Consider the following 21,072-nt stretch of genomic DNA (forward strand, 5'->3'; position numbering starts at 1 on the left):
GAGCGGGATGCCATGGAGTGATCCGGGCGGGAACGGTAATCAAGGCGGAAAAAACGGGGGCCAAGGTCCTTGGGGTCAGCGTCCGAAAGGCGCAGCGTGGAACATCGAGAAAATTACCAAAGAACTGCGCAAACTAGGAAGCAAGTTTTCGTCGGCTCCGGGCTCGGGTCCACGACGCAAAATTCCTTTCCTCCGCTGGCTACCGTTGGTCGTCGTTGCGGTACTGATTGCCATTTGGTTGCTCTCCGGGTTTTACGATGTCGGTGCTGGTCAGGAGGGTGTGGTCTTGCGCTTTGGTCGAGTGATCGCCACCGTGCCTCCTGGAAGTCATTATCATTGGCCTGCGCCCATTGAATCGGTGCAGATGGTGGATGTTGGTCGTAGCCGTCGCTTGGTTCTGGGCTATGGGGATTCCGGCGAGGCGCTCAGTCCGGGACGTATCCTCACCAGCAACGGTGAGATCGTCGATGTGCGCTATGCCGCAGACTACCGCATCGAGCATCCGCGTGCCTTTCTCTTCGCCAACAGCAATCCGCAGCAGTATCTGGCTTTCGTACTCAGTGCTGAACTGCGCCAGGTAACTAGTGGCATGAGCTCGCAGCAATTGCTCACCGCCGCCCATGCGCCGTTAGAGCAGCAGTTGCTGCAGAGGGCGCAGGATTTGTTGGCCAACAGTGATAGTGGCATCGCCCTGCAATCGGTACGAATCATTGAGCTTGCGCATCCGAAGGCGCTCGATGCCGATTACGAGAAAATTGCCAAAGCTCACAAAGAAGCGGAAGAGCAAGCCGAGCAGGTCAAGGCGGATGGCAGCAAGACCTTGTTAGCTGCCAAGGCGGAGGCAGAAAAAATGCGCAATCAAGCCAATGTGCAAGCGGAAGAACTGCTGGGCAAGGCGCGGGGTGATGCAGCCCGCTTTGATGCCGTCTATCAGGCCTACCAACGCGACCCACAGGTGAGCAGTAAGCAAATGTATTTGCAGGCGATGCAGGACATTCTCGACAAGGCAGGCAAAATCGTGGTGGCGGACGGGCAGGGCGCCCAGGTGTCAGTCCATGTGACAGCGCCTTCACACCCAGCGCCAGAGACTAAGTCGAGCGCTCCCACGGCGAGTGGAGACCAGAAATCATGAAACCCATTTCTTGGAGCTGGCTCGTCCTGCTGCTGGTTCTGGTGCTTTATCTGTTATCCGCCAGTTTTTACGAACTGCGTCCAGGGCAGAGCGCTGTGGTTCTCAGTGCTGGTCATGTGAGTGCCGTGCGATCGCAACCCGGTTTGTACATGCATTGGCCCTTCCTGCAGTCGGTGCAAGTCATTGATACGCGTCGGCGCAGCCAGAGCACGAAGGCGGTTACGATTACGCCGAGCAATGGACCAAGCCAGCAACTCGATTGCTTCGTGCAGTGGCATGTCAATGATGCCGAAAGATTTTATCAGCGTGGTTTGAATACCGCTCTGGCAGAAAGTCAGGTCAGTGACGTGGTTCAGGCTGCGCTGACTCGGATTGTCGAGGACAATTCTGGCGTTGCGCCGAGTCTGACGGTGCTGAGCAATTGGCAGCGGCAGTTGCGCGATCGGGTCGGCAAAAGCTTACAACGCGATGGAATCTCATTAGACGACTTACATTTTCTGGAAATCGGGCTGACTGCTGATGCGCAGCAGGAGGTGTACAAGAAAATGCGTGCCGATTTGCAAACGCAGATCGCAGCGGCCCAGCTGGCGGGGAAGGAGCAGATCGATCAGATCAAAAGTTCCACCGAAAAGGAGCGCCAGCAAATATTGAGTCAAGCCTATACCTCGTCGCAGCAAAGCCTGGGTCAGGCGCAGGCAGAGGCAGCCAAGATCTACGCCGATGCCTACGGGAAAGATCCGCGCTTCTATGCGTTTTACCGCAGCCTCGAGGTGCTGCGTCACAGTGCCAAGGCGGGTGACGTCTGGGTGCTGCCCGCCGATTCTCCGCTGCTTCGCTATCTACGTGATGGCGTGCAAGGGGCCGGCAAGCCATGATTCAGACAAAGGAGAAATCAGCGACATGGATCTTGCCCGCGGGCTTCGAAGATATGGGGCCACGGCAGGCGGCGGCATTGGAGGGGAAACGGCGCGAACTTCTCGATCTCTTTGCTCGTTGGGGATATCGCCAGGTTATCCCGCCCATGCTCGAACATCTGGAAAGCCTGCTTACCGGCAGCGCGGTAGACCTCGATCTGGAAACCTGGAAGGTATTGGACCAGGCCAGCGGTCGGGTTCTCGGTTTCCGCTCCGATATGACCCCGCAAATGGCACGAATTGATGTGCAGATGGCGCGCGGCGAGGAAGCGAGGCGCTTAAGCTATGCCGGGACGGTGTTGCGGGCGCAGCCCGATGCCCTGGGAGGGAGTCGGGCGCCTTTTCAGGTGGGGGCTGAGCTGTTTGGTGTGGGCAGCGCGGATGCCGATCTGGAAATCCTGAGTTTGCTGGTGGAGAGTGTGCGGCGCTGTTGTTCCAGCGGCGATCTCGTGCTGGATCTGGGGCATGTGGCGATTCCACGCAGCTTGGCGCAGGAAACGGGCCTCTCGCTTCGGGATCAGAGTGAGCTGCTACGCCTTCTGGAGCGCAAGGCGTGGCCAGATCTGCGCCAGCTCTTGCGCAGCGACGTGGTAACTGCCCGCAGTGCCGAGACCTTTCTCGCCTTGACGGATTTGCATGGCGATCATGAGGTCTTGGCGCGAGCGCGGCAGCAGTTTGCCGCGTTTCCCGCCATTCTGCGCGCCCTTGATGAGCTGGAATTTGTCTGGCAGGTGCTGGCTCAGCGTTACCCGGATTTGGATATTCGGGCAGATCTGGCGGAGATGCAGGGACATCGATATCACACGGGAATGTTGTTTGCGCTCTTCTCCGCCCAACGCGGTGCGGCTATCGCGCGGGGCGGGCGTTACGATGGCGTTGGTGCAGCGTTTGGGCGGAGTCGCCCGGCTACGGGTTTCAGCCTTGACTTGCGTCCTCTGCTGCGGGATTTAGTCGATGCAGAGCCCGCTCCATCGGTATGGGCCCCGAGTGGACACGACGCAGAGCTTTGGCAAGCTATACAGGACCTACGGGGACAGGGATATACGGTGGTGCAGGACCTTGCCGGCACCGCAGCAGAGTTGCCGGTGGGATATGACGCTGTGCTGGTCCGCGAGCAGGGTCGCTGGACCCTGGTAGCACGTAGTCCCGAGCTTCCCTTTTCTGCATTCTGATTTTCTGGGGTCTAGATCGATGTCCAAGAACATAGTGGTGGTGGGCACCCAATGGGGTGACGAGGGCAAGGGCAAGATCGTTGACTGGCTTACCGAGCACTGTCAGGCAGTGGCGCGATTCCAGGGGGGGAACAACGCTGGGCACACGCTGGTCATTGGCGGCAAAAAGACCGTACTACACCTGATTCCTTCCGGCATTTTGCGCCCTGAGGTGCAGTGCCTGATTGGTAATGGGGTGGTTCTCGACCCCGTGGCCCTGTTCGAGGAGTTGGATCCACTCTTGCAAACGGTCCCCGACGCCGTCCAGCGGCTATTCATTTCCGAGGCCTGCCCGCTCATTCTGCCTTATCACAAACGCCTCGACCTGGCGCGCGAACGGGCCAAGGGGGAGGCGCGTATCGGCACCACTGGGCGCGGCATTGGCCCCGCCTATGAGGATAAGGTCGCGCGGCGCGCTCTGCGGGTTGCAGACCTCTTTCACCGGGAGCGTTTTGCCGCGAAGTTGGGGGAAGCCCTGGACTACCACAATTTCGTGCTGCAGCATTATTTCAAGGAAGAACCAGAGGATTTTCACCGCATCTTGGAGCAAAGTCTCGCTTATGCGGAGCGCTTGGCGCCCATGACAACAGACGTATCTTTACGTCTTAGTCAGATCCAGGCTGCTGGTGGACGCATCCTGTTTGAGGGTGCCCAGGGCACTTTGCTGGATGTTGATCACGGCACCTATCCCTTCGTTACCTCGTCCAACACCGTGGCCGGTGCAGCCGCTGCGGGGACGGGCGTGGGCCCGGGAGAGCTGGGCTACGTCCTGGGTATCACCAAGGCCTATACGACCCGCGTCGGTTCTGGTCCTTTTCCCACGGAGCTGTTGGATGATACCGGGCGCTGGTTGGCGGAACGTGGCGGCGAGGTGGGCGCGACCACCGGGCGGGCGCGGCGCTGTGGTTGGTTCGATGCGGTCGCCTTGCGTGCCTCCTGTCGCGTGAATGGGGTGAGCGGTCTCTGCATGACCAAGCTCGATGTCCTTGATGGCCTGGGAGAAATTCGCGTAGCAACGGGCTATCGTGTGCGTGGGCAAGAATGTAGCGATCTACCTGGGGGTGCAGAGTCGTTGGCTGACTGTGAACCCATTTATGAAAGCTTCCCCGGCTGGACAGAGTCGACGGCAGGGATTCAACGCTGGCAGGATCTACCGCAGAATGCGCGGTCGTATCTCGAAGCACTTTCGACGCTGGTGGAGCGGCCTCTGGCTATTGTTTCCACGGGCCCAGATCGCGTGCATACCATCCTGCGCGAGGCATTCCTGTGAGCCGATGGGTTTGGTCCTTTTGCTGAATAGTGTTCAACATGAGCAGCGTTTTTCCCTGGCGCTGTCATCAAAATGTCATAAAAATGTCGCACTATTGTCATGGTTTTAGGTCATACTATTATTTCCTACAACCCGTCACAGGGAGATTGAAGGATGCTCAATACGCAAGCTCAGAAAAGTATGGGACGTAACACCGGGAAAGGGGAGCGCTCACTGCGCTTGTACCTTGCCCGCCATCAGGACGAGGTGGAGGCCGCGCAACGCCTACGCTACAGAGTGTTCAGCGCTGAGTTCGGGGCACAGCTCAGCGGCCCACCAGGAATCGATCAGGATGAATATGATCCCTTTTGTGAGCACTTGATTGTCGAAGATGAGGTGCGGCAGGAGGTCGTTGGTACCTATCGATTGTTTCTTCCGGAGCAGGTAGCCAATGTGGGCCGCTACTATGCGCAGACCGAATTCGATCTTTCTCGACCGTTAGCGCTTGGCTCTCGGGTCATGGAATTAGGCCGCTCCTGTGTTCATCCGGATTATCGCCAGGGAGCGGTGATTGTCCTACTGTGGTCTGGTCTGGCCGAGGCCATGAGTATGTGGGATATCGACCATCTCATGGGTTGCGCTAGCGTACACAGCACAGACGGTCCCGCCTTGGGTGCGTTATACCGGTCGTTGGCAGAGCAGATGGTTCCGGTGGAGCAACGCGTCTTTCCCTTGCGGACGGTACCCGCTTTTGATGTGACAGCGCAGGTTGAGCCGGTAGAGTTGCCGAGTCTCCTCAAAGGCTACCTGCGGGCGGGGGTGCGACTAGGTGGGGAGCCGTACTGGGACCCGCAGTTCCATTGTGCGGACTTCTTTGTCTGGTGTGACTCTCGCCTCATTACCTCCCGCTACCAACAGCGCTTTCTGGATCCTGTAGCACAAGGCAAATGAAGTTCCGTCGACGACGACAAAATTCTCCCGCCCACGCGCAATTGATCCCGTATCCCAGCGACCGCATTCTGCGGCGCAGTCGATCCCGCGCATACCGGCGCCTGTGGCGAGTCCCCGCCCTCGCCCTGCACTTGGCGATCGCTTTTCCTCTGAGCTGGTGGTACTACGGTCGCCATCAAACCATAGACGCACGGTCGCTTGCGGTTTTTCGCTGGTGGTGTGGTGTTGCCTTGCGCATCCTGGGGATCCGCCTGCGGGTAGCCGGTACGTTGCCGCAAGCACCGGTGATGCTGGCGGCCAATCATGTCTCCTATCTCGACATTCTCGCCTTGGCCGCGTTGTCTCCGGGCCAGTTCGTGGCGAAGAAAGAAATGGCAGCGTGGCCTCTCTTCGGTCGCTTGGCAGGCCGGCTAGGGACTTTTTTTATTGATCGGAACGACGCTCGAGCGAGCCAGCGCGTGCTCAAGAATGCTGCGGAAGTGTTGCGCGATGGGCGGATTCTCACCATCTTCCCGGAAGGAACTACCAGCGATGGTAATGATGTCGGGGAATTTTTTGCCGCCCCCTTTGAGACTGCGGTCAATGCGCAAAGTAAGGTGATGCCCGTTACCCTGCGCTACGAGGACCTCTTACGGCCCGGCCACGCCGACCGTCTCTGCCCCTTTATCGGCGAAGATACCCTCGCCGGGCATCTATGGCGCCTCACTGCCTCCGCACCCCTCACATTACGGGTGCATTTTGGTACAGCGCTGTCTCCAGAGCTGGGTCGGCGAGAACTCGCCAAAGAGACTCAGCGTTTGATCCGCGAAGCATTGCGACGAATGGAAGAGGGCGCGGAAATTACCTATCTCGACCCCGCCCGCCACCGCTTACGCTCTGCCTGGGAGGCTTGGCGCCAACGCAGTCAGTCACATTGATCAGCGATCGGGTCAGTATTCTTCGTAGACGCTGTCGTTGCTACAGCCATTGCACGCATGGACGGTTTCCACCAGGAGTTCGACATTGGCGATGGGCGTCTGGGGCGTAATTCCGTGGCCGAGATTGAAAATATGGCCGGGACGACCGGCATTGGCACAGAGAATCCGATCGATTTCCGCGCGCAGTAAGGTGGGCTGTCCGTAGAGGGCGATGGGATCGAGATTCCCTTGCACGGCAATATCCCTTCCTAGACGCTTACGTGCGGGTGCGATTTCGGTGCTCCAATCCAGACCGATGACGTTGGCACCACTCTTCGCCATGGCCTCCAACCAGTTTCCTCCCCCTTTACTGAAGAGAATGATGGGCAGCTCTGCGGTCTCCGTGCTTTCGCGCAGCGCCGCAATAACCCGCCGCATGGGAGCAAGAGAGAAACGGTGATAGGCCGGAGTGCTCAAGGTGCCACCCCAGGTATCAAAAAGCATCAACGCCTGGGCTCCCGCTGCTGCCTGGGCGCGCAAATAGCCCGTTAATGCGGTCACAAGACGGTTGAGTAGTTCTTCCAGACTCTCGGGATCCGAGTAGAGCCAGCTCTTGGCGTGCAGAAAATCGCGGCTACCACGCCCCTCGATCATGTAACAAGCCAGGGTCCAAGGGCTGCCAGCAAAGCCAATCAGGGGTACACGGCCGTCCAGCTCGTGGCGGATGAGGCGTACTGCATCCATCACATAGCGCAGATCCTCTTCAGGGTCGGGCTGTCCGAGGCGACGAAGATCCTCGCTCCGGCGTAATGGTTGGCGGAAAACCGGCCCTTCGCCCTCGAGAAAATCGAGTTCCATCCCCATCGCGTGGGGTACGGTGAGGATGTCGGAGAACAGGATGGCGGCATCAAGATCAAAGCGTCGCAGGGGCTGCAAGGTAACTTCGCAGGCCAGCTCCGGGGTCTGGCAAAGTTCCAGAAATCCGCTTACCTGTGCCCGGGTGGCGCGGTATTCTGGCAAATAGCGTCCCGCCTGTCGCATCAGCCAGACGGGGGTACAGTCGACCTCTTCGCCGCGGCAGGCGCGCAGAAAACGCTCAGACTTGGGCGCGTTCATGCGCACAAGTAGTCGAGCATACCTTCCGCTGCTCGACGTCCCTCGTCGACGGCTGTCACCACCAGGTCGGAGCCGCGATGCATATCCCCGCCTACAAATACTTTGGGGTTACTGCTTTGTAGCTGCTCATTCGTGGTCACGCGTCCGATCTTGTCGGTGGCAATGCCAAATTCATCGAACCAGGAAGCCGGGGAGGGATCGAAACCAAAAGCGATGACCACGGCGTCAGCTGCCAGGATTTCTTCGGAGCCAGGCACGACCTCGGGATGACGCCGTCCCTTGGCATCGGGCGCGCCAAGCTGGGTGCGTAACACCTTGACGCCCTGGGGACCGCTATCGCTGCTGCCGGTAATCTCTACCGGCTGTCGATTAAACAGGAACTTGACGCCTTCTTCGCGCGCATTGCTGACTTCGCGCCGGGAGCCGGGCATGTTCTCTTCATCACGGCGATAGACGCAGCTGACTGCTGTAGCACCCTGGCGGATGGCGGTGCGGACGCAGTCCATGGCGGTGTCACCGCCACCCAGCACGACGACACGCTTGCCGGCCAAATTGATGTAGGGGTGGATGGGATCGGGTAAGGCCATCAAATGGGAGATGTTGCCGTTGAGGTAGTCCAAGGCTTTGACGACGCCTGGGAACTCTTCACCGGGGAAATGTCCGCGCTTGGCCGTATAGGTGCCCATACCCAAGAATACTGCGTCAAAATCGCGCAGTAGATCGGCGAAAGGAACGTCCCGACCAACCTCTTGCCCCAGGCGAAATTCGATGCCCATTTCCTGCAGTAGATCAGCGCGACGCGCGACGACTTCCTTTTCCAGTTTGAAGGGGGGGATGCCGAAAGTGAGCAATCCGCCCACTGCTGGATAGCGATCAAACACTACGACATCAACGCCATTGCGATTGAGTACGTCGGCACAACCCAAGCCAGCCGGCCCCGCTCCGACCACGGCAACGCGCTTGCCCAGACGTTGAGCAGTGTTGTGCTCTGGTTTCCAGCCGCGCGCCAGGGCCTCCTCAGTGATGAATTTTTCCAGGTTGCCAATGGTGACAGCACCGTAGTCGTCGTTCAGCGTGCAGGCCCCTTCACAGAGGCGATCCTGAGGGCAGATGCGGCCACAGATTTCCGGAAGGGTATTGGTACTATGGGACAGCGTCGCCGCCTCTTCGATGCGATTTTCAACGATGAGCTGCAACCAGTTCGGGATGTAGTTGTGCACCGGGCATTTCCACTCGCAATAGGGGTTGCCACAGTGTAAACAGCGATCGGCCTGCAGGCGTGCGCTGTCCAGGTCAAAGCTTTGATAGATCTCCCGAAAGATCTCGCGGCGTTCTTCCACGGGCAACTTTTTCGGGTCCTGCCGGCCATCTTCCAAAAAGGCAAAATTATTCATGAGGATTCCTCTCAGTGCAGGGGCAGGGCTCAGCTCGCTTCTTCGAGCAGCACATCAAGCTTCGCGGCCTTGGGGACCACCAGCCAGACCTGAGCCAGAAAGCGCGACCAGTTGTGCAGCAGATCCTGTGCCAGCAAGCTACCCGTCCATTCCGCATGCCGCTTGAGGTGGCGCCGTAGAAGCAGCTCATAGCCGCGCATGGATTCCGTATCGATGCGGTGCGCGTTGACCAGTTCTCCGTTGATGCGATTGGGAAAATGGCCATCGGCGTCGCGCACGAAGGCCAGACCTCCCGTCATGCCGGCACCGAAATTCAGTCCCACGCGTCCGAGAATGATCACCTGACCACCAGTCATATATTCGCAGGCATGGTCACCGGCGCCCTCGATAACCGCAGTGGCGCCGGAGTTGCGCACCGCAAAGCGTTCACCGGCGCGCCCGGCAGCATGCAGAACGCCGCCGGTGGCACCGTAGAGACAGGTGTTGCCGATGATTGCCGACTCGGCGGCCCGGTAGCCGGCATTCTCGGGGGGCGCAATGATGATGCGTCCGCCGTTCATCGCCTTGCCGACGTAGTCATTGGCATCCCCATGCAGATGCAACGTCATGCCCTGCACGGAGAAGGCGCCGAAGGATTGGCCTGCCGTCCCCTGAAATTCGATGTGCAGGCAATCGTCGGGTAGGCCGGCATTACCATGACGTTTGGCAATCTCCCCGCCGAGCCGGGCGGCAATGGAGCGATGGGTGTTCTGGATACGATAGTGCAGGCGGGTAGGAATCTTTTCCTCCAACGCCGGGCGAGCGTCTGCCACGATCTGTTCGGCCAGTTCGCCTCGATCGAAGGGGGGGTTACGATCCTGCTGGTGGGTGTTGTGATCGGCATCCTGGAGGGATGCGTTCCCGAGCAGCGGGCGTAGATCCAGTGCTGCGTGCTTCTCGTTTTGTGTCTTGCCGATTTCCAGGAGATCGCTGCGCCCTACCAGGCCGTCAAAGCGACGAATACCGAGTTCGGCCATGATCTCCCGGACCTCTTCCGCGACAAAGCGGAAGTAGTTGATGACCAATTCAGGCAGACCCTTGAAATGCTTGCGCAACGTCTCATCCTGGGTGGCTACCCCAGTAGCGCAGTTGTTCAGATGGCAGATGCGCAGATATTTGCACCCCAGGACGATCATCGGCGCGGTGCCAAAACCGAAGCTCTCAGCACCGAGCAGCGCGCCCTTGACCACGTCGAGACCGGTCTTGAAGCCCCCATCCGCCTGCAACCGCACGCGATGGCGAAGGAAGTTCTTGCGCAGGGTGACCTGAGTCTCCGCCAGTCCTAGCTCCCAGGGCGATCCCGCATATTTTACCGAGGTTAGTGGACTGGCGCCGGTACCACCGTCATAGCCAGCAATGGTGATACGATCGGCATAGGCCTTGGCGACGCCCGCCGCTACGGTACCTACGCCTGCCTCGGAGACCAGCTTGACGGAGACCAGAGCCTGGGGATTGACCTGCTTCAGATCAAAGATCAGCTGGGCCAGATCTTCGATCGAGTAGATGTCGTGATGGGGTGGTGGACTGATCAGGGCGACGCCTTCCTTGGCGTAGCGCAAGCGGGCAATGATGCCGCTGACCTTGTGGCCAGGCAGCTGCCCACCCTCGCCGGGTTTGGCGCCTTGGGCGATCTTGATCTGCAGTTCTTCGGCATTGACCGCATATTCAGGAGTGACGCCAAAGCGGCCAGAGGCAATTTGTTTGATCTTGCTGACCTTGCTGCTGCGATAGCGGACTGGATCCTCGCCACCCTCCCCAGAGTTGGAGCGACCACCGATGGTGTTCATGGCGATAGCCAGTGCCTCATGCGCCTCTGGCGAAAGGGCCCCGAGGGACATGGCGGCGGTATCGAAACGTGGCGTGATGCTTTCCACCGGCTCCACTTCATGCAGTGGAATCGCAGAGCCGCTGCGCAGCTGCAAAAGATCGCGGAGGTTGGTGACTGGGCGTCCATTTACTAGTTCGGCAAAGCTGCGATAGTCCTCTTGTCGACCGGAGCGGGTCGCCGCCTGCAGGCTGGCGACAACGTCGGGATTGTAGGCGTGATATTCGCCACCATGTATGTATTTGAGCTGCCCACCGGCGCTCATGCGCCGATGCGGGCGCCAAGCCTCGGCAACGAGCTGTCGCAGGTCCGCTTCGATATGAGAAAAATCAGCGCCTTCGATGCGGCTGACGGTACCGCGGAAACAACGCTCCACCACCCGCGAAGAGAGTCCGAGGGCCTCAAAGAGTTGGCTGCTTCGATACGAGGCGAGGGTGGAGATCCCCATTTTCGAGAGTATTTTATAGAGCCCTTTGTCGATGCCCTTGCGATAATTCGCCAGCGCCTTGACCACGCTCACCGGTTGGCTGAAGGCACGACGTTCGGCCAAACTGCGCACAATGGCGTAGGCAAGGTAGGGATAGACTGCCGTCGCACCGTAGCCGATCAAGGTGGCAAAGTGATGTGGGTCGCGGGCGTGCGCGGTCGCCACCAGGATGTTGCAGCGGGTGCGCAGTCCGGCATCGATGAGGGCATGGTGGATGGCACCGACGGCCATCAGGGCGGGAATATATACCTGATTGCGTTGCAGTCCACTATCATCCAGCACGACGATGACGACGCCGGAGCGCACTGCTGCGACCACTTCATCACTCAGGGCGATGATGGCGGATTCCAGTTCATGGCTGCTGTCGTAGCAGAGGGAAAAACTCTGGGCGCGGAATTCCGGCTCCGAACGAGATATCAAGGCTTGGAAAGCGGCATCGGAGAGCACAGGGGAGTGTACTTCGATGCGGCGCGCATATTCTGGGCGCTCGGCAAAGAGATTACTTTCGGTGCCAAGAATGGCATTGAGAGACATGACCAAGGCTTCGCGCAAGGGGTCAATCGGCGGATTGGTGACTTGCGCAAACTGTTGGCGAAAATAATCCGCCAGATGCCTCGGCTGGGTGGAGAGCACCGCAACGGGGGTGTCGTCGCCCATGGAACCCACCGCCTCCTGCCCACCCTCGGCGAGGACTCGAATCACCTGATCCTCTTCTTCCATGCTTACCCCGAAGGCCTTTTCCCAGGCGATGAGGTCGCCGATGGGGCGCGCGATTTCGGGCGCGTCATCATCAACGTCGAGGTGCTCTGCATATTCTGCCAGCCACTCCCCATACGGAAGACTGTTCTGAATGCGCAGATCAATACTGGTATTGTCCAGCAATTGGCCATTACGCAGATCTACCGCCAGGATTTGCCCCGGTCCGACACGACCTTGGGCGGTAATCTCTTGATGCTGGTAGTCAAAGACGCCAACTTCCGACGCAATATTGATGATGCGATCGCGGGTGATGACATAGCGCGCCGGACGCAGCCCATTGCGGTCGAGGGCACAGACCGCCATCTCGCCCGTGTTGAGCACCAGGCCAGCAGGGCCGTCCCAGGCTTCCATGCGCATGGAGTGGTATTCATAAAAGGCGCGCAGCTCTGGCGCCATGTTGGGCACGTTGTGCCAGGCCGGAGGAATCAACAGGCGCAGGGCCTTGAAAAAATCCATGCCGCCCTGCACAAGCAGTTCCAGCATATTGTCGAGACTGAAGGAGTCGCTGCCCCCGCCCACGGCAGGCAGTACCTCGTCCATGGGCAGCAGATCGGATTGCAGTAGGGGCGCGCGCGCGCGCGCCCAGTTGCGGTTACCTTGAATGGTATTGAGCTCGCCGTTGTGGGCGAGGATGCGGAAAGGTTGGCAGAGGCGCCATTCCGGCCAGGTGTTGGTGGAAAAACGCTGGTGGTAGCTGACGAGGGCGGAGGCGAAGCGGGGGTCACGCAGGTCGGGATAGAAGTCTGGCAGATGTTCCGGCATGACCAGACCTTTGTAGCCAATCACCCGGCTGGAGCAGGTAACGGCAAAAAAATCGGCGTCCGCGCTGCAGCGTTTCTCGATGCGTCGACGCAGGCGATAGCAGAGACGCTCGAAGGCGTCTTCCATTGCTTCTAAACTGGTGAAAAATAGTTGCTCCACCGCGGGTAGCGTCTTTAGCGCCTCGTCGCCGCAAGCCTCGGCCACCGTCGGCACCTTGCGCCAGCCGAGCAGCTCAAGCCCCAAGGCGTGGGCTTCCTCTGCGGCAATCTGGCGAATGCCGTCCGCCCGATCTGTATCACGAGGCAAAAAGAACTGCCCAACGGCAAATCGCTCCGGCAAGGTGAAACCCAACTCTGCTGTCACCGCGCGAAAAAAATCCTGCGGCATCTGGATCAGCAGACCACAGCCATCCCCACTCTTGCCATCGGCGGCGACAGCACCGCGGTGCGTCAAGCGCGCCAGCGAAGCGATGGCTGTCGCTACGATAGCGTGACTGACTTGGTTGTCCATCTGGGCAATCAGGCCAAAACCACAGGAATCGCGCTCAAAATCAGAGGAGTAAAGAGTGTCTGTCATGTTCTCACCATCGGCCGGTAACCACCCCTCCGCCCAATGGCGAAAGGGCTCCTATTATAAGCTGCTGATGCGGGAGAAACCAAGGGCAGCCTCGTCCAACTGTTAGCCCCAAGCAGTAATGTCCCCTTTGTCCAATTCTAGAATGTCCCCTTTTGCGTTGTGGGGGCGGCATGGGCGAGGAGTACAACACGATGAGCTATCGAGAGATGGATCGACTGGAGTTGCTGCAGGCTCTGATGGGTAAGCAGCTCCGGCAACGGGAGGTCGCCGAGCGGCTGAGTCTGAGCGTGCGCCAGGTCAAACGCCTTGTCGCACGGTATCGGGCCGAAGGGGCCGCCGGGCTGGTGTCCCGGCAGCGCGGCAAGCGGCCCAACAACCGGATTTTGGACTCGGTCCGTGAATCCGCCATCCAGTTGGTGCAGACGCACTACGCAGACTTTGGGCCAACGCTGGCTCGGGAGAAATTGGAAGAACGACATGGCTATCAGCTCTCTACGGAGACGTTGCGCCAGTGGATGATGGCCGAAGGTCTGTGGGTGGCGAAGCGGCGCAAGGCGGCCCGTATCCACCAACGACGGCCCCGACGCCCTTATCTCGGTGAACTGGTACAGATCGACGGCTCGCCCCACGACTGGTTCGAGGAGCGTGGCCCCCGCTGTACCCTCATCGTCTTCATAGACGATGCTACTAGCCGCCTGATGGCTTTGCATTTCGTACCAGCCGAGACTACCCAAGCGTATATGGAGACGCTGCGAGCGTACCTGAAAGCGCATGGTCGCCCGGTAGCCCTGTACTCCGACAAGCACAGCATCTTTCGCGTCAATCACCCCGATCAGGAGGGAGTACCCACCCAGTTCACTCGCGCCCTGCAGACCTTGGATATCCAAGCCATCCACGCCAACAGCCCGCAAGCAAAGGGGCGGGTCGAACGGGCCAATCAGACTCTACAAGATCGCCTGGTCAAGGAGCTACGCCTGCAGGGCATCTCCGATCTGGAGGCTGCCAACGCCTTCCTGCCGGAGTTCCTGGCCGATTACAACCGGCGCTTTGCTGTCTCCCCGCAACATCCCCAGGATGCGCATCGTCCCGTACTGCACAACCCAGAAGAATTGTCCCTGATCTTCTGCCTGCAGCACACCCGCAAGCTCTCCAAAAACCTGAGTTTTCGCTTCCAGAACCGCGAATACCAACTCACGAATTACAGCAGTGGCTACCGCCTACGCGGTGCCAGTGTAACCGTCTGCCAAGCCTTCGACAGCAGCATTACCTTGCTGTATCAGGGACAGCCCCTAACCTACCGGATCCTCGCCGAGGGTGAGCCCCCCATCCCCTTGGACGATGAGAAAAGCCTGCACTTACGTATTGAGCAAGCTGTGAAGGAGCAGGCCCAACGGAGCCACTGGAAACCCGCGCCCGACCATCCCTGGCGACGATACCCTCAGTCTAAGCCCGCTCACACATCCACCCCCTGAACTCCCTCCAAGGGGACATTCCTGTCTTGCTCAAAAGGGGACATTCCTGCTTTGGGTTGACAGGGCAGCCTCGTCCAACTGAGCAAATCCGTACGGGATGGTGTATACCGTCACCACATCATCACGTCAGAGGTTGTCATTGAAGGAGGGTGGTGCACTTCCGTCAGCTGGGTGCTGATTTGCACGTTCCCGCTCGGGTCCGAGGGGTTCTCGGAACCTCTGCATGGATGCGCAGCTTAGGGCGGAAGGGCGGCTATCCAAAAGCCCCGCCAAGGCCGAAGCTGCCCCAAGGAACGGACAGCGCGGTGGACATCCAGCAGTCACAGGAAAGAAGGTTGCGCCGTAATTTCTCATCTTACCCGGTTTTGGCGCTTGCCTGGTGGTAGTGAAATCAGTAGGTTAGCTGGAGGCGAGCTGCGGTCCACGAGGCAAAAGAGTACATTTTGTCCTGATCTCCTAAAAATTGTCCTGCTCTACTCCGCCCACGATGCCGAACATAATGCGGCGTTGGTCTTGCGGAAGTATCTCCTGACGCTCACGAATGGCGATGGCGGTGGTGCACATCGGGAAAATGAACGTGGCTGTGAGTGATGGGCGCATGGCTATGCGGATGACGGTGACGAGTGCCGGGGGCCACCGGGACGTCATGTTCGTGTTGATGATGGTCGTCATGCGCATGCCAGTGCTCATGGGAGAGTGGCTCGTGCGTGTGCACATGGGCATGTTGCTCGGTCAGATGCAGCCAGACGCCCAAGGCCATGAGGGCACCGGCCACCAGCAGCGGCCAGGTGATCGGTTCGCCCAGGGCCACGGCTAATACCGCACCAATGAAGGGTGCCACGGAAAAATACGCACCCGTGCGCGCGGTACCCAAGTGACGCAAAGCAACAATAAAGAGGGCAAGACTGACGCCATAAGCCGCAAAACCGACCAGCATGGCCGCCGATACGTCTGGCAGACTGGGCCAATGAGCAACCCCCAGGGCAAAGGCCAAACCCAGATTGATCACCCCAGACACCAGGCCCTTGCCTGCCGCTATCCAGCTGGCGTCGGACAGTGACACCTTACGTGTCAGGTTGTTGTCCATCCCCCAGGCCAAGCAGGCGCCCAGCACCGCGAGGGCCGGCCAGACACCAGAAAAGCGTAGTTCCCCCGGCCAGCTCAAAATCACCGCACCGAGCATGATGGCCGCCATTCCCAGGGCGATGCGTCGGTCAAAGTTTTCGCGAAAGGCGAACCAGGCCAGCAGGGCGGTGAACATCCCTTCGGCATTGAGGAGCAACGACGCCCCCGTCGCCGGCATATGGCGCAAACCTAGCAACAACAGTACGGGTGCAACGATGCCCCCGGATAGAATCGCGCCCGCCAGCCAAGGCCACTCCCCCGGAGCCAACCGCACCGGCTTAGCGTGGCGAAGACGGCGCACCAGGGTCAGGCCAAGCCCAGAGCCCAGATACAAGAGGCCGGCCAGCAGCAAGGGATCAAGATCAGTGAGCAGCAATTTTGCCAAGGGCGTACCAGCGCCAAAGAGTAATGCGGCCAACAGAGCGGCCACAACACCTGGTTGAGCGAGATGCATCTTGGACACCGGCAAGTTCTCCGTGCTCACTGAGCGCAAATGTGGGTGTTCGCACGACGTGCTCGAACTGAGCCATCTGAAGTGGGGGATTATAGGGTACCAGCGATAGCTCACCTATCGAATACCAAATTTACTCAGCACCCAAAGCGGGTGCTGGCATAGAATTTGACCAAGGGACGACTATTTGAGTGCTAGCGTGCCTCTATATTTTGGGCCTGGTTGGGGTCATCTACTCCGGAAATCATCAGGAAGCTGAGCAGCATCAAAATGACTAGCGCTAGCGATATGCTCACTGGACCCGTGCCAAGGCCAAGGCCTCCAAACCGTATCGGCTTGTCTGTCCAATCCGCGAATGAAGCTCCTAGCGGCCTAGTCAAGATATAGGCTATCCAGAAGGCCGCAATTTCATTAAGGTCAAACATGAAATATGCGACGACAGGAATACCAAACAAAAGGACAAATAGTAGACCCGATCCGAGGTAGCCTAAATCCAGGCTCGATGCTGTCATGTCACCGGCGGCGGTGCCCAGGGCAAAGGTGGCTACGATGGTCGCCCAATAGAATGCCTCTCGCCGAGGTGTATGCACACTGTGAATGGAAAGTGTTTTTTCTTTACTTTTCCAGATGGCCAGAATCCCGATCAAGGCAACCAGAAAAACGGATGTCGATATATCATAGGGAACGCCCAGAACGACATGGGTGACGTCCGCTATTTGGGTGCCGAAGATGCTCACCATGATGACGGCGAACCAGTAATAATGTGCGGTGTATTGTTGACTCCGCATCTGAAGCCAGATAGCCGCCAAGAATAGCAAGCCGCAACCCACCACCGCCAGATATGGATTTGTGTGGAAAACAAGAAAATCTGATGTGGCTTCTCCCATGGCGGTGGTCAGGAGTTTTGCCATCCAGAAATATGCTGTGATTCTCGGTACTTTTAGCAATGGATGAGTTCTACTGGAGTGGGTAAGTGCGGTTGCAGTCATTGACGTTCCTTAACGAAATTGATGTTTGCCATACACAAGCGGACTTGTGGATAACAGATAAGGCACGAAACGGTCAAATCTTAAAGTGGTTCGGTCGCTGACCCTGCACGTCAATCGCCGTGTAGGCGATTTAAGGCCGATTCTGCTCGTTCTCGATTCGCCATTCTTCAGCGGCAAGGAGGATGTAAAAGAATACCGCCAACGAAGCGCCAGATGTGAATACGGCACCTACTTGCGCCATGCTGGAGAAATTCAAACCAAATACGGAAAAAAGTGTTGCCCCACTAATCACCAGGATCATGAACAGCAACACCAAAAGAATATGATGGTGTGCAATCTGGTATTTCTTGGCGAGACGGTGAATCGGGCGAACCAGAATCAGCATGGCGCAACATCCTCCTATAGCAATCCGTTTATCGTACACATAAAAGGACCTGATTAGCAACGATCCTCAGCAGCCCCCCGGATAAGTCAGCAAGGCGGCGGCAAATGGCAGCGATTCCAGCTGGGCGAAGAAACACTGGAAGTCTTACCACGGTTATAAGTTCACCGTGAGCGTGGACCACAAGTGCAAGCTCACTCGGACCTGAGTCACCGAAACGGCCATGTTCCTCCTGATGAAACCCACAGGCTATCAGTTGGTCAATTTACACGCTGTTTTCCACCACACAGCTGAACGCCTTTTCCGTTCTGTTTAGAATATACAAATATTCACAAATATAAACGCAACCCGGCCATTGATTGCTACCTAACAACAAGGCATATTCATAATCGCGAAGTATGGACGAACGGAGGAGTTTCCATGTCTGTTTCCGCTAGAAAAATCACTTTCCTCGCCTTTGGAATATTAGCTCTATCTGGTTGTGCCGTTACCCCTTACGGCGGATATGGATATCACAGATACAATTGGCCACCTCCACCCCCGCCCGGTCAAGGTCCTGGTCAATACAATAATGGCTACGGTAATCCTCCGCCTCCGCCTCCGCCTCCTGGTCAGTACAGCAATGGCTATGGTAACCCACCACCACCTCCACCTCCGGCGCCATAATCAATAGTCCAAGGACCAGATCTGGTTTATAGGGTTTGAAATAACAGGAGATTCTATGCCGCAGAAACCTATTTTACATAGCATCGTCATAGGCCTGGCTGGAATATGTGCGTTGTCTCTCTCCACGCCAACATTCGCTTCTTCATTTGACATCGGCGTTCTTCTTGGAGATCTCGGGATCAATCTGGGCAATACCGGCATGCCACAGCAGTATGGGTACTTTCAGGTGCCTTCAGGGTATGCCAACTATTACAGTCAGCCACTCTATGCGCAGTATATGATGTGGTACTACTACCCGCAATCGTACTATCAATATTATTCAGCCCCTCCACCACCTCTGCCAGCGGGCGCGCCACCACCACCCGCGCCGCCACCTAGCGCGCCACCGCCACCGCCACCCAGCAGCTATTTCAATTATTTAGGTGTTCAACCCCCGCCACCTGCCCCACCGGGAGCACCACAACCTCTGCCACCAGGACCCCCACCCAGAGGGCCTGCAGGTGGCCCCCCACCACCACAAGGAGCCCCTGGCGGACCTCACTTTGGACCACCGCCTGGGGGGCCGCCACAAGGGCCTCCGCCCGGAGGTCCAGCTGGTGGGCCACCACCACCATGAGCACCAGAGTAATTTCTATCAAGCGTACCTTGATGATGTAATGCAAAAAAACGAGCGCAATTCATGGGCGCTCGTTGCTTGATAGGACAAAAGGGCACCTTATTGTCTGCTAACGCAATCTGGCCATTGAATACTGCCTAACAACAACGCATATTCATAAATGCGAGCCATGGACAAACGGAGGAGTTTCCCATGTCTATTTCCACTAGCAAAATCGCTTTCCTTGCCTTTGGAATATTAGCCCTAACGGGTTGTGCCGTTACGCCCTATGGTGAATATGGATATTATGGCTACGGCAATACAGGTATGCCGCAGAAATATGGGTACTTTAACCTGCCATCAACATATGCCAACTATTACAGTCAGCCACTCTATGCACAGTACATGATGTGGTATTACTACCCACAATCGTACTATCAATATTATTCAGCGCCGCCACCGCCCATGCCAGCGGGCGCACCACCGCCGCCTGCTCCTCCACCTGGCGCGCCACCGCCACCGCCACCCGGCAGTTATTTTCATTATCTAGGTGTACAACCGCCACCCGGATCTCCACCCAGCGGCCCAAGATTTGGACCGCCGCCTGGGAGGCCACCCCAAGGCCCACCACCCGGAGGACTTAGGCCTATGGGACCTCAGTTTCGGCCAGGGCCAGCTGGCGGGCCGCCACCAGAGCCAGCAGGTGGGCCTCACTTTGGACCGTCGCGCGGGAGACCACCCCAAAGCCCTCCACCCGGAGGACTTAGGCCTATGGGACCTCAGTTTCGGCCAGGGCCAGCTGGCGGGCCGCCACCAGAGCCAGCAGGTGAGCCTCACTTTGGACCGCCGCCTGGGGGGCCACCCCAAGGCCCTCCACCCGGAGGACTTAGGCCTATGGGACCTGGGTTTCGGCCAGGGCCAGCTGGCGGACCACCACCAGAGCCAGCAGGCGGGCCTCACTTTGGACCGCCGCCCGGGGGGCCACCCCAAAGCCCTCCACCCGGACGACCAAGGCCGAGACGCCATCAGTTTCAGCCAAGGCCAGCTGGCGGACCACCACCAGAGCCAGCGGGCGGGCATCACTTTGGACCGCCGCCCGGGGGGCCGACACAAGGCCATCCGCCCGGGGGTCCAGCTGGTGGGCCACCACCACCACCATGAGCACCAGGGTAATTTCTATCAAGCGTACCTTGATGGTGTGATGAAAAAAACGGGCGCAACTCATAGGCGCTCGTTTCTCCACAGGACAAAAGAGTATATTTTGTCTTGTAGGTGGTGGCGTTGCACCTCAGCCGTGAAACGGTCCACCTACCGATTTAGGACTATCTCCAGCAAATAACCTGACCCGCCCCATATCATGACCCAAAGAATTGCCCCAAGTATATTCCAGAGATAGAATTCTCTGAACGTCGTTTCTCCAGATCCTGATATATAACCTTGCAATTGCCGCAATGGCACAATAAATCGACCAAAAAGAATGACATATAAGCCATACTTCTTTAGGAATATATGTGCCTTGTTTAACCGTTGTTCTGTAATTCCGATCCACTTACCATGGCGTCTGATCGCTTTTATGCCATAATTTGCCCCGATATAATAAGCGAACATCCACCCACCTGTTGTGCCACCTACAGATAGTAATAGCAATAATATCGGATTGATTTGCCCGGAACCTGAAATAAATCCAGCACCTATCAATAGTGTTTCTCCTGGCAGGAATATCACTCCGGAACTTTCCAGAAATAAGGCACACACAACGATCCATACACCGTACTGCTCCTCCAGACCAGACGCCTGGTTGACTGCGGACTGCAAGTACCTAACAATAAGCGCTTCAAAGCTCATCATTAGAGCGGCGACCGATGTACAATCGTAAGGTTAATAGTATGACCGTCAATAGGAGAATCAGTACACCGATTTGCCCATGAACGAGTATACTGGATCTAGGGCGTTGTTGTGGCCAAGAGATCTGCAACATAGCGACGCCAAGGAGATCTTGGAATATGATAAGTACGGCAATGATCCAGTGAAGTAGAGGAATCACTATCCGTGAGACTACTTCTAACTTTTGAGAAGTCGTA

General features: G+C 57.8%; 18 protein-coding genes. 7 read left to right on the forward strand and 11 right to left on the reverse strand.

What is annotated here, in order from left to right; genetic code table 11:
* Positions 1-7 precede the first annotated feature (7 nt).
* From hflK to M5D89_RS07915, 6 genes are all read left to right on the forward strand, one after another.
* Complete coding sequence (gene hflK / locus M5D89_RS07890) at positions 8-1,132, forward strand: protease modulator HflK (RefSeq protein ID WP_248885279.1); 1,125 nt, start codon at positions 8-10, stop codon at positions 1,130-1,132.
* Complete coding sequence (locus M5D89_RS07895) at positions 1,129-2,007, forward strand: SPFH domain-containing protein (RefSeq protein ID WP_248885280.1); 879 nt, start codon at positions 1,129-1,131, stop codon at positions 2,005-2,007. The genes hflK and M5D89_RS07895 overlap by 4 nt, the downstream gene beginning before the upstream one ends.
* On the forward strand, positions 2,004-3,218 hold the full coding sequence (locus tag M5D89_RS07900; RefSeq protein ID WP_248885281.1) for an ATP phosphoribosyltransferase regulatory subunit: 1,215 nt from the start codon (positions 2,004-2,006) through the stop codon (positions 3,216-3,218). The genes M5D89_RS07895 and M5D89_RS07900 overlap by 4 nt, the downstream gene beginning before the upstream one ends.
* A 19-nt stretch (positions 3,219-3,237) precedes the next feature.
* Positions 3,238-4,527, forward strand: coding sequence for an adenylosuccinate synthase (locus M5D89_RS07905; RefSeq protein ID WP_248885282.1), 1,290 nt, complete (start codon positions 3,238-3,240; stop codon positions 4,525-4,527).
* Between the two features lie 153 nt (positions 4,528-4,680).
* The gene (locus tag M5D89_RS07910; RefSeq protein WP_248885283.1) at positions 4,681-5,457 is read left to right on the forward strand and encodes a GNAT family N-acetyltransferase; all 777 of its coding nucleotides are present in this window, start codon (positions 4,681-4,683) and stop codon (positions 5,455-5,457) included.
* Positions 5,454-6,374 carry a lysophospholipid acyltransferase family protein gene (locus tag M5D89_RS07915; RefSeq protein WP_248885284.1) on the forward strand — a complete coding sequence of 307 codons (921 nt, stop codon included), beginning with the start codon at positions 5,454-5,456 and terminating at the stop codon, positions 6,372-6,374. Before M5D89_RS07910 ends, M5D89_RS07915 begins: the two co-directional genes overlap by 4 nt.
* A gap of 12 nt (positions 6,375-6,386) precedes the next feature.
* Here the strand turns inward: M5D89_RS07915 and hemE are convergent, their stop codons facing one another.
* From hemE to gltB, 3 genes are read right to left on the reverse strand one after another with little or no spacing between them, the layout of a single operon-like run.
* Positions 6,387-7,469, reverse strand: coding sequence for a uroporphyrinogen decarboxylase (hemE, locus tag M5D89_RS07920; RefSeq protein ID WP_248885285.1), 1,083 nt, complete (start codon positions 7,467-7,469; stop codon positions 6,387-6,389).
* Complete coding sequence (locus M5D89_RS07925) at positions 7,466-8,863, reverse strand: FAD-dependent oxidoreductase (RefSeq protein ID WP_283102972.1); 1,398 nt, start codon at positions 8,861-8,863, stop codon at positions 7,466-7,468. Before M5D89_RS07925 ends, hemE begins: the two co-directional genes overlap by 4 nt.
* A gap of 29 nt (positions 8,864-8,892) precedes the next feature.
* Positions 8,893-13,311, reverse strand: coding sequence for a glutamate synthase large subunit (gene gltB, locus M5D89_RS07930; protein ID WP_248885286.1), 4,419 nt, complete (start codon positions 13,309-13,311; stop codon positions 8,893-8,895).
* 170 nt (positions 13,312-13,481) lie between these two features.
* On the opposite strand from gltB, the gene M5D89_RS07935 reads away from it, so the two are divergent.
* Positions 13,482-14,783, forward strand: coding sequence for an ISNCY family transposase (locus M5D89_RS07935; protein ID WP_346347697.1), 1,302 nt, complete (start codon positions 13,482-13,484; stop codon positions 14,781-14,783).
* 535 nt (positions 14,784-15,318) lie between these two features.
* Here M5D89_RS07935 and M5D89_RS07940 read toward each other — a convergent pair.
* From M5D89_RS07940 to M5D89_RS07975, 8 genes are all read right to left on the reverse strand, one after another.
* Entirely contained in the window at positions 15,319-16,362 is a 1,044-nt protein-coding gene (locus tag M5D89_RS07940) for a DMT family transporter (protein WP_248886452.1), read from the reverse strand.
* A gap of 191 nt (positions 16,363-16,553) precedes the next feature.
* Positions 16,554-17,348: a COG4705 family protein gene (locus M5D89_RS07945; protein WP_248885287.1), complete on the reverse strand. Its 795-nt coding sequence runs from the start codon at positions 17,346-17,348 to the stop codon at positions 16,554-16,556.
* Positions 17,349-17,478: 130 nt separating this feature from the next.
* Positions 17,479-17,733, reverse strand: coding sequence for a hypothetical protein (locus tag M5D89_RS07950; protein ID WP_248885288.1), 255 nt, complete (start codon positions 17,731-17,733; stop codon positions 17,479-17,481).
* 484 nt (positions 17,734-18,217) lie between these two features.
* Positions 18,218-18,394, reverse strand: coding sequence for a hypothetical protein (locus tag M5D89_RS07955; protein WP_248885289.1), 177 nt, complete (start codon positions 18,392-18,394; stop codon positions 18,218-18,220).
* A gap of 412 nt (positions 18,395-18,806) precedes the next feature.
* Positions 18,807-19,058, reverse strand: coding sequence for a hypothetical protein (locus M5D89_RS07960; protein ID WP_248885290.1), 252 nt, complete (start codon positions 19,056-19,058; stop codon positions 18,807-18,809).
* A gap of 282 nt (positions 19,059-19,340) precedes the next feature.
* The gene (locus M5D89_RS07965) at positions 19,341-19,556 is read right to left on the reverse strand and encodes a hypothetical protein (protein ID WP_248885291.1); all 216 of its coding nucleotides are present in this window, start codon (positions 19,554-19,556) and stop codon (positions 19,341-19,343) included.
* Positions 19,557-19,883: 327 nt separating this feature from the next.
* Positions 19,884-20,216 carry a hypothetical protein gene (locus M5D89_RS07970; protein WP_248885292.1) on the reverse strand — a complete coding sequence of 111 codons (333 nt, stop codon included), beginning with the start codon at positions 20,214-20,216 and terminating at the stop codon, positions 19,884-19,886.
* Between the two features lie 83 nt (positions 20,217-20,299).
* On the reverse strand, positions 20,300-20,839 hold the full coding sequence (locus tag M5D89_RS07975; RefSeq protein WP_248885293.1) for a DedA family protein: 540 nt from the start codon (positions 20,837-20,839) through the stop codon (positions 20,300-20,302).
* Positions 20,840-21,072 lie beyond the last annotated feature (233 nt).

This window comes from Acidithiobacillus acidisediminis (assembly GCF_023277115.1).
Classification (GTDB): Bacteria; Pseudomonadota; Gammaproteobacteria; order Acidithiobacillales; family Acidithiobacillaceae; genus Igneacidithiobacillus; species Igneacidithiobacillus acidisediminis.

Bases quoted from the DNA above. Each gene is read 5' to 3' on its own strand.
- hflK (WP_248885279.1), top strand. From the start codon at position 8: ATGCCATGGAGTGATCCGGGCGGGAACGGTAATCAAGGCGGAAAAAAC.
- M5D89_RS07895 (WP_248885280.1), top strand. From the start codon at position 1,129: ATGAAACCCATTTCTTGGAGCTGGCTCGTCCTGCTGCTGGTTCTGGTG.
- M5D89_RS07900 (WP_248885281.1), top strand. From the start codon at position 2,004: ATGATTCAGACAAAGGAGAAATCAGCGACATGGATCTTGCCCGCGGGC.
- M5D89_RS07905 (WP_248885282.1), top strand. From the start codon at position 3,238: ATGTCCAAGAACATAGTGGTGGTGGGCACCCAATGGGGTGACGAGGGC.
- M5D89_RS07910 (WP_248885283.1), top strand. From the start codon at position 4,681: ATGCTCAATACGCAAGCTCAGAAAAGTATGGGACGTAACACCGGGAAA.
- M5D89_RS07915 (WP_248885284.1), top strand. From the start codon at position 5,454: ATGAAGTTCCGTCGACGACGACAAAATTCTCCCGCCCACGCGCAATTG.
- hemE (WP_248885285.1), bottom strand. From the start codon at position 7,469: ATGAACGCGCCCAAGTCTGAGCGTTTTCTGCGCGCCTGCCGCGGCGAA.
- M5D89_RS07925 (WP_283102972.1), bottom strand. From the start codon at position 8,863: ATGAATAATTTTGCCTTTTTGGAAGATGGCCGGCAGGACCCGAAAAAG.
- gltB (WP_248885286.1), bottom strand. From the start codon at position 13,311: ATGACAGACACTCTTTACTCCTCTGATTTTGAGCGCGATTCCTGTGGT.
- M5D89_RS07935 (WP_346347697.1), top strand. From the start codon at position 13,482: ATGGGCGAGGAGTACAACACGATGAGCTATCGAGAGATGGATCGACTG.
- M5D89_RS07940 (WP_248886452.1), bottom strand. From the start codon at position 16,362: ATGCATCTCGCTCAACCAGGTGTTGTGGCCGCTCTGTTGGCCGCATTA.
- M5D89_RS07945 (WP_248885287.1), bottom strand. From the start codon at position 17,348: ATGACTGCAACCGCACTTACCCACTCCAGTAGAACTCATCCATTGCTA.
- M5D89_RS07950 (WP_248885288.1), bottom strand. From the start codon at position 17,733: ATGCTGATTCTGGTTCGCCCGATTCACCGTCTCGCCAAGAAATACCAG.
- M5D89_RS07955 (WP_248885289.1), bottom strand. From the start codon at position 18,394: ATGGCGCCGGAGGTGGAGGTGGTGGTGGGTTACCATAGCCATTGCTGT.
- M5D89_RS07970 (WP_248885292.1), bottom strand. From the start codon at position 20,216: ATGAGTTGCGCCCGTTTTTTTCATCACACCATCAAGGTACGCTTGATA.
- M5D89_RS07975 (WP_248885293.1), bottom strand. From the start codon at position 20,839: ATGATGAGCTTTGAAGCGCTTATTGTTAGGTACTTGCAGTCCGCAGTC.